The following is a 14979-nucleotide window of genomic DNA, read 5'->3' as shown; positions in this document are numbered from 1 at the left end:
GCGCAACCGGCAGCCATTGTGGATATCCGCAACCCGGCAGAAGCAACGGCTTGGTGTACCATGTTTTTGGAGAATTCTCGTACCAATGAGCCCGCCGCTCCCCACCAGCCAGCGTCCGCAGCACCTTCGTCCCTGGGACTGGACCGTACCCCGTGTCGCGGTCTTCCTGTTCCTGTTCGCCCTGGGCACCCTGCTCTGGTTGCTGCATCGGCAGGAAATCGAGGAGCAGAAGGCGACATTGATCAACGACATGCTCTGGGTCGAACAGAACCTCGACTTTCAGCTGTCCCGCCACCAGGAGCAATTGCAGCAACTTGCCCAGGATTACTTTGCGGGCGAACTGGCTGGGCCCCGATTCGACCCGCATGCCCGCAGCCTGATGCTGAACAGCCCGGGCATGGTCAAGCTGCTCATTCTGGACGAAGGCGGCGCACTGCTGCGGGGAGCCCCCGGCACGGTCGCGGACGACATCGGCGGTATCGCACTCAGACCGGAGCCCTCAAGACAGGCATACATCCTGTCGAACTCGACCGGCAAGGCCGCGTTCAGCCCGCCGTACCCGGACGAAGGGGAGTTTTTTTTCGACTTGGTCGTTCCCTATTTTCGTGACAGCCAGCTCCTTGGCACGATCATGGCCACCTTCTCGATTCGGAAACTGATCGCCGAGCAGGTGCCCTGGTGGTTTGCCGAGCGCTACCGCTTGAGCGTGACGGATGCGGAAGGGGCAGTCCTCGGCTCGAAATCCAATCTCAAGGCAGGCAAGGAAACCCTCGACTACCAGATCTCTTTCGAGCCGCCGGGACATGGGCTGTTGCTCGTGGCCAATGCCTATCGCACGGAAACCGGCCTGTGGCGCAACGCTCTGGCAGTCATCATTGTCGGCCTGGCCATTGCTGTGCTCGGCAGCCTCTGGTCCCTCCGCAGGCACGTGCAAAGACGACTGGAGGCGGAACAAGCCTTGTCGCGCGAGCATGCCTTCCGCAAGGCGATGGAAGATTCCCTGTTCACCGGACTGCGCGCCCGCGACCTGGATGGGCGCATCATCTATGTCAACCCGGCCTTCTGCCGCATGACAGGTTTCTCCGCCAGCGAACTTGTTGGGCTCAGCCCCCCCATGCCCTACTGGGTTCCCGAGGAATACGATGCAACGCTCACCGCACACCAGAAGGTACTGGCCGGACTGGCACCCAGCGAAGGCGTGGAATTGCCTCTTCAGCGCAAGAACGGTGAGCGCTTCGACGCGCTTATATACGAAGCACCACTCATCGACGCCGAAGGGCGTCATACAGGCTGGATGGGGTCGGTACTGGATGTAACAGAGCGCAAGCGGGCCGAAGAGCTCGCGCGGCAGCAGCAGGAGAAGCTTCAGCTCACTGCTCGCCTTGTGACTATGGGCGAGATGGCGTCGACCCTCGCCCATGAACTGAACCAGCCGTTGTCTGCCATCTCCAGCTATACGACCGGCTGCATCAATCGCCTCGACGCAGGCGACCTGCCGCGAAGCGAGCTGCGTGAAGCGCTCGGCAAACTGGCTGCCCAAGCCCAACGCGCTGGACGCGTAATCCGACGCATCTACGATTTCGTTCGTCGCAGCGAGCCGCAGCGCGCACCCTGCAATGTCAACGAAATTATCGAGGACGCAACCGGGCTTATCGAAGCAGATGCCCGGAAAGGTGGCGTGAGGATCGTTCAAGACCTATTCAGCCCTCTGCCGGAAATCCTGGCTGACCGCGTCATGATCGAGCAGGTGCTTCTCAATCTGATGCGTAATGGCATGGATGCCATGCAAGCCACGCCATCCGATCGGAAGCAGCTCATCGTAAGTACGGTCCTGGACGAAAAGGGCATTCTGGTCAGTGTTGCAGATCATGGCAGCGGGATCGCACAAGAGGCTGCGGCGCATCTTTTTGAACCGTTCTTCTCGACGAAGCCGGAAGGCATGGGTATGGGCCTGAACATCTGCCGCTCCATCATAGAATTCCACAAGGGTCGCATGTGGGTTGACGCCAACCCGGAGGGGGGGACCGTTTTCCGCTTCACCCTGCCGCGGGAGGAGGCATGATTGGAACCGCCTATATCGTTGACGACGACGAGGCCATCCGCGATGCGCTGACCTGGTTGTTCAAGTCTCGCATGGTGGCAAGCCGTGCCTGGCATTCGGCAGAAGCTTTCCTTGCCGACTGGCGGCACGACCTGCGGGGCTGCCTGGTGTTGGACGTGCGCATGGAAGGCATGAGCGGGCTGGAATTGTTTGACCTGCTATCCGAACGAGGATCCCACATGCCCGTGATCTTCCTCAGTGGGCATGGCGATATTCCACTCGCCGTCGCCGCAGTCAAAAAGGGTGCCTTCGATTTCGTCGAAAAACCGTTCAACGACAACGAACTGGTGGATCGCGTGATTCAGGCCTTGGCGTTCGATGCATCGCGGCAGGAGCGGCGTGCGGGACAGGCGTCGCTTGATGCACGCATAGGACAGCTCACGCCTCGAGAGCGGGAGGTCATGGTGCGCATTCTTGACGGGAAATACAACAAGGTGATTGCCGACGAATTGAACATCGCCATGCGAACGGTAGAGGTGCACCGGGCCCGCATCTTCGAGAAAATGGGGGTCAAGTCGGCCGTGGAACTAGCCCAATTGCTTTCCGGCCGGAGGTAGGCCCTCGAGCTCCGGCATGATCCCGGGCTCTCCCGGAGCACATTGCCAAGCGCAATCGATGCCAATGCCGGGAACCCAGACAAGATTGTCGCCACACCACAACAATGGCATTTTGCTTCTTTCCCACGGCGGCACGGCATGTTCCTGCAGCAGCTTCTTCAATTCCCTGCGAGGTCTTCGGCCATCCGCCTGAAAGCGCTCCCCTCCCCGCCGGAGGGAAATCCTCACACAATTACTGACAAGCTTTTCACGGCTGATTCCCTCACCCGCCAAGGTTTTGAAGTGCAGCACCGCTGCACCCCATTTCAACCTGGCCTCCCCCCGCCACATCGTGTCAGATCCCGTCTCGGCATGCGGAATCAACCAGACCTCGTCCCGATATCGATACAGCACCCTCTCCCCCAAATCGAAGGACAAATGGCGATCAGGAGCGGCACTGCACACCTGACGCACAATTTCATGCAGCCGTACGCTATCCGGTTGGAGGATACCTTCGCTGCGCAGAACGTACCGCAGCAGATTTCGTGCGCGCGCTCCATCGAGTCTTGCTAGACGCGATGCAATGATCCGGCCTTCGTGCATGACCATTGCGGCATCGTTTCTGGCAAGCTCTTCCAGCAGGTGCTCACACTCGGAAAAATGCGCTGCCGCCCTTGCCATCACGGCATCGCAGCCAGGGAACCGTTCTCTCAGCAATGGGAAAATTCGATGCCGGAGGAAGTTGCGGGCATACCGGGGATCGACATTGCTTTCGTCCTCGACCCACACCAAATCCTCAGCGCGGGCAAAATCCACGATCTCCTCGCGCGAGGTATTAAGGAGCGGGCGCAGAATACCCGTTCCATGGCGGCTGGCAAATGGTCGCACCACCGGCATGGCAGCGGCACCACCGACGCCGGTTCCCCGCAGAAGATTGAAGAGAAGGGTCTCGGCCTGGTCGTCGCGATGGTGCGCCAGAACCAGCCATTCGGCATCCATTTCTGCAAAAGCCTTGTAACGGGCTCGGCGCGCAGCCCCCTCAAGCCCCTCGTCGCCGTCGCGCTCCACGGCTACCTTTTTCACGTCAAGCCGAATTCCCCATGCCTTGCACAACTGCTCGCAGAACGCCTGCCATCGATCCGAATTCGGGCTGATACCGTGGTTGACATGCAGTGCGGACAGATGGAATCCATGCCTTCCGGACAGTCTTAGCAGTACATGCAGAAGAAAGACGGAATCCACCCCTCCGGAGAGTGCTACAACAAGCCGATCGCTCCCCCGGACAAACTGCCTCAGGCAGTCGAATATCCGGGCGGTCAGATCAACGGGCGGCCTGCTGTTCCTTGTACTTGCCATAACCGAGCACACGCTCAAAACGCTGCTCGACAAGCTCGGCGGGAGAAAGATCGGAAACCTGACGCAAGGCATCCTGCAGTGCCTTCTTGAGTGCCTGCGCCATGATTCGGTGATCGCGGTGGGCGCCGCCAAGAGGTTCGTTCACGACGCGATCCACCAGGCCGAGGGTTTTCAGACGCGAGGCGGTAATACCCATCGTTTCTGCCGCCTCGGGCGCTTTCTCAGCACTCTTCCAGAGAATGGAAGCGCAGCCTTCCGGCGAGATAACCGAATAAGTGGCGTATTGCAGCATCATGACGACATCACCAACAGCAATGGCTAGCGCCCCTCCCGATCCACCCTCGCCGATCACCGTACAGATGAGCGGCACTTTCAACTCGGCCATTACATACAAGTTGCGACCAATGGCCTCGGACTGGCCACGCTCTTCCGCATCGATTCCCGGATAGGCGCCCGGCGTATCGACGAAGGTGATCACCGGAATGCCGAATTTTTCGGCTAGCCGCATCAGTCGTAGTGCCTTGCGATACCCCTCTGGGCGGGGCATTCCAAAATTGCGATGGATTTTTTCCTTGGTATCGCGTCCCTTTTGGTGGCCGATCACCATGACCGACAGTCCGTTGAAGCGCGCAAGCCCCCCGACGATGGCGTGATCGTCCGCAAAGGCACGATCACCGTGCAGTTCCTCAAAATCCGTAAAAATATGCTGTATATAGTCGAGCGTATACGGCCGCTGAGGATGTCGTGCCACTTGGGCTATCTGCCAGGGCGTAAGCTTGGCGTAGATATCCTTGGTCAGCGATTGGCTCTTGGTTTCCAGGCGGCTAATCTCCTCGGAAATGTCGACGGCCGAATCATCTTGCACATAACGCAGTTCTTCGATCTTCGCTTCCAATTCGGCGATTGGTTGCTCGAAATCCAGGAAAGTGGTCTTCATCCGTCTAAAAGTGGCTGCTGAAGTTCCGCATTTTACCGGATTGGCTCCCACCCGGCCTTCCATGTTTCCAATGGAAGAATGAATGGCGGCTCCCCATTATCCAGAAACCAGGAGTCGATTGCCCAGAGGCGGCCGCGCCTCTTCTCCCGAAGCGCAGCGGTCTCGCTGATCACCGCAGTCGTATGTGGCCAGCCCCCAAGAAACCAGCCGCGTGTGGCCCGGTCCTCCACCCGATGTTGCCGCATCAGCCCGTATTTCTGTAGCATCGTCAGGTATAAGGTGGTATTGATTGACTCATCGATGCAGTCCATCTGCCCTTCACCACCATTGAAAGTCCCCCCCTTATCCCTGGAGGTGCCGGTGGCTGCGCCGACGAACTTCTCCATCAGGGCAAGCGCACGGCGCAATCTTTCGCGCTCTTCCTCTGGACTGCGTGCCAGCGGATGAAATAAACCGCGAAGTTCCTGCCATTGTTCAAGCGTCAAGCTGACATATTCAAGTCTATTGCAACCATTCTCATGGCAGACGCTCAACTGGTTTGGAGCAGGGTCAGCCATGATATCGTCACGTACAAACACATCCGCCCACGACGAAGTGCACAGCCAAAGCAAGCCCAGCGACAATAGTTTCTTCATGTCAGGCCCCGGGCGCAGAGCTAGCTTGCGCATCGATACTCCCGTGTTCCATGTGCAGACGATGCATGTGGGGGAGTTCGATGATTTCACGATCATGGCAAGCGAGTACTACCGTACTGTTTGCGGCGCACAGATCCCGTATCAATCTCATGGTTTGCTGACGCGCCTCAGTATCCAGATTAGCAGTGGGCTCATCGAGCAGGAAAAGACGCGGTTGAAGTACGCGCGCACGAGCCAGAGCCACCCGTTGCTTTTCACCGCCTGACAGCCTTTGCGGCGGCACCTCGAGCAGATCGGCCACACCAGCCCAGTCAATGGCATCCTTTACCATCTGATCACGTGCGGACCCTGCTATGCCGCGCGCTTTCAGTCCGTAAGCGATGTTGTCAGCGATGCTGCCACGAAACAGATAAGGGTGCTGATGAACATATATAACATCACGTCGCAGCGATTCCGGATAGGCCTGTAGATTTACTAGCTTGCCATCGAACCGGCAGAAACCAGCCTCAGCCGTCTCCAAGCCCGCCATGATCCTCAGGAAGGTCGTCTTGCCGGAACCGTTCTCCCCTGTCAGCACATAACTCTCGCCGGCAGCCAGCTCCAGCTTTCCTACATTTATGATGCGCCGTTCCCCAAACGATTTGCGCACCCCCTCAAGTACGAGAATCGGAGCGCTCACTTCATACCCCCTTCGCCTTGCGCAAAGGCCAGGGCAAAGTTGACGCTGAGCGCAACCAGGAGAAGAACAAAACCTAGGGCAATACCCTGTGCGAACTCCCCTTTACTAGTTTCAAGTGCGATTGCTGTGGGGATGTTGCGGGTTACGCCGGCAATATTGCCGCCGACCATGAGCGAGCAGCCGATTTCGGAGACAATTCTGCCAAATGCATTGAAGACTGCCGCCATGACGCCAAAACGAACCTCCAGCAAGGTAGTCCACGCAGAGCGAAGTCGCGAGGCTCCCAAACTTATTGCGGTTTCCCGGACCCGTGGGTCAGCCCCCTGAACGGCAGATATGGTAAATGCCACCAGCACCGGCAGAGCAATCAGTACTTGTCCGATGATCATTGCTTCTTGGGTGAAGAGCAGCTTGAGCGATCCGAATACCCCCTGGCGTGACAGCAGAAGATAGAGGATCAAGCCGACAACCACAGTTGGAGATGCAAGCAAGCCCTGGGTGATGACAATCAACGTCCGACGGCCTGGAAAGGAAGCTGTAGCCAGGAAATAGCCAAAGGCAATAGCCGGCGGAGCCGCTATCAGCATTGCCAGTATCGAAACTCTAAGTGAAATGAAAATGACCTGCCAGAGTTCAGCATCACCGGTGAATAGCAAGGCAAATGCTTCTCGGGTTGTTGCCAACCAATCCATAACAGCCCTATTCGGTGGGGTTGCGCGATGATACCCGAAGGTTTGCAGTCAATAAAAAGGCCCTGGAGATCATCTCTCCAGGGCCTTTCTCTGTAATTAGTCTGACGATGACCTACTTTCTCACGCGTGGTGCGCAATATCATCGGCGCGGAGTCGTTTCACGGCCCTGTTCGGGATGGGAAGGGGTGGGACCGACTTGCTATGGTCGTCAGACTTGACGGGGTGCTCCGCCGTCGGTGACGTCGGAGCGTATTTGGAAGAAGTCAGGGATTGGGATTGTATTTGTGCGCGGTGTTGTCCTGGACCTTGCTTAAGGTTATAGGATCAAGCCGCACGGGCAATTAGTACCGGTTAGCTTAACGCATTACTGCGCTTCCACACCCGGCCTATCAACGTGGTGGTCTTCCACGACCCTTCAGGGAGGTCAAGCCTCCGGGAGATCTCATCTTCAGGCRAGTTTCCCGCTTAGATGCTTTCAGCGGTTATCTCTTCCGCACATAGCTACCCGGCGATGCGACTGGCGTCACAACCGGTACACCAGAGGTGCGTCCACTCCGGTCCTCTCGTACTAGGAGCAGSYCCYSTCAAAYHTCCARCGCCCACKGCAGATAGGGACCAAACTGTCTCACGACGTTTTAAACCCAGCTCACGTACCACTTTAAATGGCGAACAGCCATACCCTTGGGACCGGCTACAGCCCCAGGATGTGATGAGCCGACATCGAGGTGCCAAACKMCBCCGTCGATRTGAACTCTTGGGMGKMATCAGCCTGTTATCCCCAGMGTACCTTTTATCCGTTGAGCGATGGCCCTTCCATACAGAACCACCGGATCACTTTGTCCTGCTTTCGCACCTGCTCGACATGTACGTCTCGCAGTCAAGCTCGCTTTTGCCAATGCACTATCAGTACGATGTCCGACCGTACCTAGCGAACCTTCGAACTCCTCCGTTACCCTTTGGGAGGAGACCGCCCCAGTCAAACTGCCTGCCATGCACGGTCCCCGATCCAGATCATGGATCCAGGTTAGAACCTCAATGACACCAGGGTGGTATTTCAAGGACGGCTCCACCGGAACTAGCATCCCGGTTTCAAAGCCTCCCACCTATCCTACACAAGTCTCATCAAAGTCCAATGCAAAGCTACAGTAAAGGTGCATGGGGTCTTTCCGTCTAGCAGCGGGGAGATTGCATCTTCACAAACACTTCAACTTCGCTGAGTCTCAGGAGGAGACAGTGTGGCCATCGTTACGCCATTCGTGCAGGTCGGAACTTACCCGACAAGGAATTTCGCTACCTTAGGACCGTTATAGTTACGGCCGCCGTTTACCGGGGCTTCGATCAAGAGCTTGCACCCCATCACTTAACCTTCCGGCACCGGGCAGGCGTCACACCCTATACGTCGGCTTTCGCCTTTGCAGAGTGCTGTGTTTTTATTAAACAGTCGCAGCCACCTATTCACTGCAACCCCATCGGCCTTCGAGAGTGAATCTCTACAACCTACCGGGGCGCACCTTCTCCCGAAGTTACGGTGCTAATTTGCCGAGTTCCTTCTCCTGAGTTCTCTCAAGCGCCTTAGAATCTTCATCCTGCCCACCTGTGTCGGTTTGCGGTACGGTCTTCATGCAACTGAAGCTTAGAGGCTTTTCCTGGAAGCGGGGTCTCAGCAGCTTGGGGTCCCGAAGGACCTTGCGTCATCACGCCTCGRCTAAGCCCAGCGGATTTGCCTACCGGGCACGCCTACACGCTTGAACCGGGACATCCAACACCCGGCCTACCTAACCTTCTCCGTCCCCCCATCGCATTGCATAAAGGTACAGGACTATTAACCTGTTTCCCATCGACTACGCCTTTCGGCCTCGCCTTAGGGGCCGACTCACCCTGCGCCGATGAACGTTGCGCAGGAAACCTTGGGCTTTCGGCGAGCGGGCCTTTCACCCGCTTTATCGCTACTCATGTCAGCATTCGCACTTCCGATACCTCCAGCAGGGTTCACACCCCACCTTCAACGGCCTACGGAACGCTCTCCTACCATATGTGCGTTCCCTTTAATTCACTCCACCCCCGACTCGACTTTGGGGGACGCTTTGTCAGCGCTGCGCGCTGACAGCTTCTCGCTAGGAATGAACTAAAGTGGAACGCACATATCCGCGATTTCGGTGCACAGTTTGAGCCCCGTTACATTTTCCGCGCAGGACGACTCGACCAGTGAGCTATTACGCTTTCTTTAAAGGRTGGCTGCTTCTAAGCCAACCTCCTGGCTGTCTAAGCCTTCCCACCTCGTTTCCCACTTAACTGTGTCTTCGGGACCTTAATCGGCGGTCTGGGTTGTTTCCCTCTCGACAATGGACGTTAGCACCCACTGTCTGTCTGCCGTGCTCGCACTTTCCAGTATTCGGAGTTTGCTATGGCGCGGTAAGTCGCAATGACCCCCACAACCATTACAGTGCTCTACCCCCGGAAGTGATACACGACGCGCTACCTAAATAGCTTTCGGAGAGAACCAGCTATCTCCAGATTTGTTTGGCCTTTCACCCCTACCCACAGCTCATCCCCTACCTTTTCAACGGTAGTGGGTTCGGACCTCCAGCTGGTGTTACCCAACCTTCATCCTGGCCATGGGTAGATCATCTGGTTTCGGGTCTACACCCAGCGACTGAATCGCCCTGTTCGGACTCGCTTTCGCTACGCCTCCCCTATCCGGTTAAGCTCGCCACTGAATGTAAGTCGCTGACCCATTATACAAAAGGTACGCAGTCACCCCTGCTTTAATGGCCCTCCTACTGGAAGGTGGACACTCCGATCCAGATCTATTTCAATCTGGAAGTCTTTTGGCTCGCGCTTGCGCGCTCGCCGAAAGAACCGAAGGCCATTAAAGCAGGGGCTCCCACTGTTTGTATGCATGCGGTTTCAGGATCTATTTCACTCCCCTCCCGGGGTTCTTTTCGCCTTTCCCTCACGGTACTGGTTCACTATCGGTCGATCACGAGTATTTAGCCTTGGAGGATGGTCCCCCCATCTTCAGACAGGATTTCACGTGTCCCGCCCTACTTCTCGCACACCCAGTTCCACCATCAGGCTTTCGCATACGGGGCTATCACCCACTATGGCCGGCCTTTCCAGACCGTTCTGCTAGCGTAATGGCTAAATTGTGCAGGCTAATCCGATTTCGCTCGCCACTACTTTCGGAATCTCGGTTGATTTCTGTTCCTSCGGCTACTTAGATGTTTCAGTTCACCGGGTTCGCTCTGCCTGGCCTATGTATTCAGCCAGGAGTGACCCTTGCGGGCCGGGTTTCCCCATTCGGACATCGGGGGATCAAAGCTCCATTGCCAGCTCCCCCCCGCTTTTCGCAGGCTTGCACGTCCTTCATCGCCTGTGATCGCCAAGGCATCCACCACATGCACTTATTCGCTTGACCCTATAACCTTAAGCTCTGCCTCGCGGCAGAACCCAAGCATAGGCAACTCGCGCTTGTGCCCCCATCCGGCTCGCTGGTCAGCAGCCAAATGGGAGTAGATACAATCACAACCCATGCGTCAGCTCTTGCGAGCCAACACACTTTACTTCTTCCAAATTTTTAAAGAACCCTACAGCCTCCGGCTAAAAAGCCCAGAAGCCAGCAAACCGCAGCTCGCTCGCTTCGAAACTCTCTTGCCCTTCCAGGATTGGTGGAGGTGAACGGGATCGAACCGATGACCTCCTGCTTGCAAAGCAGGCGCTCTCCCAACTGAGCTACACCCCCGATCACGATTTCCACCACCACCGCAAATCGCTGGTGGGTCTGGTAGGACTTGAACCTACGACCCCACGCTTATCAAGCGTGTGCTCTAACCAGCTGAGCTACAGACCCCCGCTACCCTTCGAGGACTGCTAAAACAACCGATAGGCTGTGAGTACTTGATCAGTCAGATGATCTCTAGAAAGGAGGTGATCCAGCCGCACCTTCCGATACGGCTACCTTGTTACGACTTCACCCCAGTCACGAATCCTACCGTGGCAAKCGCCCTCCTTGCGGTTAGGCTAMCTGCTTCTGGTAGAACCCGCTCCCATGGTGTGACGGGCGGTGTGTACAAGACCCGGGAACGTATTCACCGCAGCATGCTGATCTGCGATTACTAGCGATTCCGACTTCAYGSWSTCGAGTTGCAGASWMCRATCCGGACTACGATCGGCTTTAAGGGATTAGCTCCACCTCGCGGTTTGGCAACCCTCTGTACCGACCATTGTATGACGTGTGAAGCCCTACCCATAAGGGCCATGAGGACTTGACGTCATCCCCACCTTCCTCCGGTTTGTCACCGGCAGTCTCGCTAAAGTGCCCAACTCAATGATGGCAATTAGCGACAAGGGTTGCGCTCGTTGCGGGACTTAACCCAACATCTCACGACACGAGCTGACGACAGCCATGCAGCACCTGTGTCCCGATTCCCTTTCGGGCACCCCCACCTCTCAGCAGGGTTCCGGGCATGTCAAGGGTAGGTAAGGTTTTTCGCGTTGCATCGAATTAATCCACATCATCCACCGCTTGTGCGGGTCCCCGTCAATTCCTTTGAGTTTTAATCTTGCGACCGTACTCCCCAGGCGGCGAACTTCACGCGTTAGCTACGGTACTAAAGAAGTCTCCTTCCCCAACACCTAGTTCGCATCGTTTAGGGCGTGGACTACCAGGGTATCTAATCCTGTTTGCTCCCCACGCTTTCGTGCATGAGCGTCAGTATCGGCCCAGGGGGCTGCCTTCGCCATCGGTGTTCCTCCACATCTCTACGCATTTCACTGCTACACGTGGAATTCCACCCCCCTCTGCCGYACTCWAGYYBYRCAGTCACAARCGCAGTTCCCAGGTTAAGCCCGGGGATTTCACAYCTGTCTTAYRVARCCGCCTGCGCACGCTTTACGCCCAGTAATTCCGATTAACGCTCGCACCCTACGTATTACCGCGGCTGCTGGCACGTAGTTAGCCGGTGCTTCTTCTTCCGGTACCGTCATCCATACAGGGTATTAGCCCGCACGATTTCTTCCCGGCCGAAAGAGCTTTACAACCCGAAGGCCTTCTTCACTCACGCGGCATGGCTGGATCAGGGTTGCCCCCATTGTCCAAAATTCCCCACTGCTGCCTCCCGTAGGAGTCTGGGCCGTGTCTCAGTCCCAGTGTGGCGGGCCGTCCTCTCAGACCCGCTACGGATCGTCGCCTTGGTAGGCCTTTACCCCACCAACTAGCTAATCCGACATCGGCCGCTCCTATAACACGAGGTCTTRCGAKCCCCCGCTTTCTCCCTCAGGACGTATGCGGTATTAGCCTAACTTTCGCTAGGTTATCCCCCATTACAGGACRCGTTCCGATGCATTACTCACCCGTTCGCCACTCGCCACCAGGGTTGCCCCCGTGCTGCCGTTCGACTTGCATGTGTAAAGCATGCCGCCAGCGTTCAATCTGAGCCAGGATCAAACTCTTCAGTTCAATCTCTGCTTAATTACTACAACTCATAAAGAATCACAGAGTCCCAACCTGCTTCCAAGCTGGAACTACTATTAACTTCAGTATGAGCACTCAATCAATCCGATCCGCCAAGACACAAAAGCCCCAGCGCCCAACCAACCAAGCACCCACACCTATCGGCTGTTTAGATTGTTAAAGAACGTCCAGCCCAATCGCCGGCTCCGCATCAGCAGAGAAGCGGAATTATATGGGGTTCTTCAATTGAAGTAAACCCCTACCCACCCGCAATGGCACTGCAAAATGCAAAATTTCCAGCAAAAGCCAACCGACTGGAAAGCGAGCAAATTTCGCAAGATTAGGCAGGAATGGTTGCGGGGATAGGATTTGAACCTATGACCTTCGGGTTATGAGCCCGACGAGCTGCCAGACTGCTCCACCCCGCGTCCGAGTGAAACCAGAAGGTGAATTTTATGGAAATCCTGCCGGCAGGTCAAGAAGAATCCGACCGAAACAGGTTGCGATTCATCTGTTACCAATAAAAAAAGGAACTGGTATCATTATGTCGTCGGCACACCACACAACATAGACCAGTCAGGACCGCTCTGGTGAGCCGGCAATAACGACAATAACGGATGCCCCCAAGCAATCACGTCATGAAAAGTCGATTCGTCAGCCAATGGGTCGAAGATTTTTTACGCGAGAGGCCCGTCCGCGCCAACTCACTGATCATCACCATCTATGGCGACTCGATCGCCCCACATGGTGGCTCCGTATGGCTGGGCAGCTTCATTAATCTCGTCAAGCCTCTCGGTATTAATGATCGGCTGGTACGAACCAGCGTATTCCGCCTATCGAAGGACAGCTGGCTGGCATCCGAGCATATCGGACGTTGCAGCTACTATGGTCTGACTGCTACTGGCAGGCGCCGCTTCGAGCATGCCTATCGCCGCATCTATTCCCAACCCAAAGTACATTGGGAAGGCGATTGGCAAATCGTCCTGACAGCAGGTAGCGATCTCACGCCAACGCAACGCGACGATGTTCGCAAGGAACTGCAGTGGGAAGGATTCGGGGTCATTGCCCCCGGCGTACTGGCACACCCCTCAGCCAACCTGGATCCGTTGCTGGACATCCTCCAAAGCAATGGTGTCCAGGAGAGCGTGGTGGTATTGCGGGCCAAGAGTTTGGGCGCACTCGTCAGCAAGCCAACGCGGGAGCTGGTACGCGAGTGCTGGAATCTTGGATTGATCTCGCAGGATTACAAACGCTTCCTGGATCGCTTTCGCCCCGTGCTGAAAGCCTTGAAAAGCGCGCGCGAACTGGACCCCGAACAATGTTTCGTTGTGCGCACACTGCTCATGCATGAGTTCCGCCGAACCTTGCTGCGCGATCCCCAACTACCAGACCAGTTGTTGCCCCACGATTGGCCAGGAAACGCTGCACGCCAGCTCTGCCATGAACTGTATATCCTCACCCAGCGAGAAGCCGAAAACCATCTGATGTCGGTTCTCGAAACCGCCAACGGCCGGTTGCCGGAGGCAGCTCCGTACTTCTATGAACGATTTGGCGGGCTCGGTCCCGCCTAGCCGTAAAAGGACAAAAGGAAAGGTGCTACCAGCTGCACTTGCAGGACACTGATATTGGCTGTTCCCGGCTTCCATCCAGCGAGAAGCTCTCACAGACGAAATCGTTCGCCAAGGGCACTTCGAAAAACACACACCTGTCGCCAAAGACTCTGGCTTCAAGGCGGCTAGCCAATTTGTGGGCTGCAATCTGGGAACGCGTCTCTATAAAGCAGGTCATTTCCAACCTGGCGGCTCGCTTCCCGCAAAGAAAATCGATCCTCCGGACTCCCTCTTCGGGAGAACAGTACTGAAAGAGCGCCTCTGACAGCTTATGGGGAGTCTTCGCCTTCGACATCAGGGCATGCAACTCGGCCTTCATTCAGCCCCTGGAGCTACCAGTCAAGTTGCTTGACCACGCGGCTCACCTGCTTGAGTTGCTTTATCGCAACATCCGACAGACACAGGGTGACTGATCTGCCGTCGTTATTGCTGATTGCCTTCCTGATGATTTTCTTTGCGACCAGTCGCCGCAATCTTCGTCTGACTGTTGCGGCGGGTGCGATTCCGCAGAGACAAAGTTGCTTCTGGGTCATCAACGTTCCCGCCTCCTGCCTACGCCCCACTTCCAAGACGAGGGCAAGATCCTTGCCGGAATCGATAGCAGGAAAACTCCCCCGCAACAGCGTGCAGATTTTGTTGAGGTTGGAAATGGTCATTTTCGGACTCTCTGTTTTCCTCTCTAAGCCGAAAGCAATATTCCTTAATCATGTTGGGGATAGCAAGATCAAATTGTGCTCAATGTTGTGTTGATTATTGTCATAATTCCGGGCAGTCAGTGCGACGGAATAACTTAGTCTTTGCAGAAGGAAGCGCCCAGCAGGGGGCGCCGAGGGAATTCAGTTGGATGGTGCCGGCAGCAGGAATCGAACCCGCGACCTTCTGATTACAAATCAGCTGCTCTACCAACTGAGCTATGCCGGCACGGCCAAAATTATAGCCGAATGCACTGCACCCCCCGTGCGCTTGTGACGAGAGCCGGTT

The 14979-nt window shown here is 56.2% G+C and carries 9 protein-coding genes, 4 tRNA genes and 3 rRNA genes; 3 read left to right on the top strand and 13 right to left on the bottom strand.

The window, feature by feature from the left end; translation table 11 throughout:
- Window positions 1-85: 85 nt before the first annotated feature.
- Window positions 86-2062 carry a PAS domain S-box protein gene (locus tag ROZ00_02450; GenBank protein MDT3735067.1) on the top strand — a complete coding sequence of 659 codons (1977 nt, stop codon included), beginning with the start codon at window positions 86-88 and terminating at the stop codon, window positions 2060-2062.
- Complete coding sequence (locus ROZ00_02445) at window positions 2059-2658, top strand: response regulator (GenBank protein ID MDT3735066.1); 600 nt, start codon at window positions 2059-2061, stop codon at window positions 2656-2658. Before ROZ00_02450 ends, ROZ00_02445 begins: the two co-directional genes overlap by 4 nt.
- Here ROZ00_02445 and tilS read toward each other — a convergent pair.
- From tilS to ROZ00_02390, 11 genes are all read right to left on the bottom strand, one after another.
- Window positions 2629-3993 (bottom strand): tRNA lysidine(34) synthetase TilS, encoded by a 1365-nt coding sequence (tilS, locus tag ROZ00_02440; GenBank protein MDT3735065.1) that lies wholly within the window; start codon window positions 3991-3993, stop codon window positions 2629-2631. The two genes, ROZ00_02445 and tilS, sit on opposite strands and share 30 nt — an antisense overlap.
- Window positions 3959-4930 (bottom strand): acetyl-CoA carboxylase carboxyltransferase subunit alpha, encoded by a 972-nt coding sequence (locus tag ROZ00_02435; protein ID MDT3735064.1) that lies wholly within the window; start codon window positions 4928-4930, stop codon window positions 3959-3961. The genes tilS and ROZ00_02435 overlap by 35 nt, the downstream gene beginning before the upstream one ends.
- A 32-nt stretch (window positions 4931-4962) precedes the next feature.
- Window positions 4963-5565, bottom strand: coding sequence for a hypothetical protein (locus tag ROZ00_02430; protein ID MDT3735063.1), 603 nt, complete (start codon window positions 5563-5565; stop codon window positions 4963-4965).
- Between the two features lies 1 nt (window position 5566).
- Window positions 5567-6244, bottom strand: coding sequence for an energy-coupling factor ABC transporter ATP-binding protein (locus ROZ00_02425; GenBank protein MDT3735062.1), 678 nt, complete (start codon window positions 6242-6244; stop codon window positions 5567-5569).
- Window positions 6241-6936, bottom strand: a complete 696-nt coding sequence (locus ROZ00_02420) for an ABC transporter permease (protein MDT3735061.1) — start codon at window positions 6934-6936, stop codon at window positions 6241-6243. Before ROZ00_02420 ends, ROZ00_02425 begins: the two co-directional genes overlap by 4 nt.
- Window positions 6937-7035: 99 nt before the next feature.
- Window positions 7036-7149, bottom strand: a 5S ribosomal RNA gene (gene rrf, locus ROZ00_02415).
- Window positions 7150-7256: 107 nt separating this feature from the next.
- Window positions 7257-10354 (bottom strand): 23S ribosomal RNA (locus tag ROZ00_02410).
- A 248-nt stretch (window positions 10355-10602) separates the two neighbouring features.
- A tRNA-Ala gene (locus tag ROZ00_02405) sits at window positions 10603-10678 on the bottom strand.
- 31 nt (window positions 10679-10709) lie between these two features.
- A tRNA-Ile gene (locus ROZ00_02400) sits at window positions 10710-10786 on the bottom strand.
- Window positions 10787-10856: 70 nt separating this feature from the next.
- Window positions 10857-12394, bottom strand: a 16S ribosomal RNA gene (locus ROZ00_02395).
- Together the 16S, 23S and 5S rRNA genes with 3 tRNA genes alongside form the textbook arrangement of a ribosomal RNA operon.
- A 345-nt stretch (window positions 12395-12739) precedes the next feature.
- A tRNA-Met gene (locus ROZ00_02390) sits at window positions 12740-12816 on the bottom strand.
- Between the two features lie 210 nt (window positions 12817-13026).
- Between ROZ00_02390 and paaX the strand changes: the two genes are divergently transcribed.
- Complete coding sequence (paaX, locus tag ROZ00_02385; protein MDT3735060.1) at window positions 13027-13959, top strand: phenylacetic acid degradation operon negative regulatory protein PaaX; 933 nt, start codon at window positions 13027-13029, stop codon at window positions 13957-13959.
- Between the two features lie 371 nt (window positions 13960-14330).
- Here paaX and ROZ00_02380 read toward each other — a convergent pair whose 3' ends face one another.
- Window positions 14331-14654 carry a hypothetical protein gene (locus tag ROZ00_02380; protein ID MDT3735059.1) on the bottom strand — a complete coding sequence of 108 codons (324 nt, stop codon included), beginning with the start codon at window positions 14652-14654 and terminating at the stop codon, window positions 14331-14333.
- Window positions 14655-14843: 189 nt separating this feature from the next.
- Window positions 14844-14919: transfer RNA gene (locus ROZ00_02375), tRNA-Thr, on the bottom strand.
- Window positions 14920-14979: the final 60 nt, after the last annotated feature.

Source organism: Denitratisoma sp. (assembly GCA_032027165.1).
Lineage (GTDB): Bacteria > Pseudomonadota > Gammaproteobacteria > Burkholderiales > Rhodocyclaceae > Desulfobacillus.
This window is presented reverse-complemented; position numbering and strand designations above follow the sequence as displayed.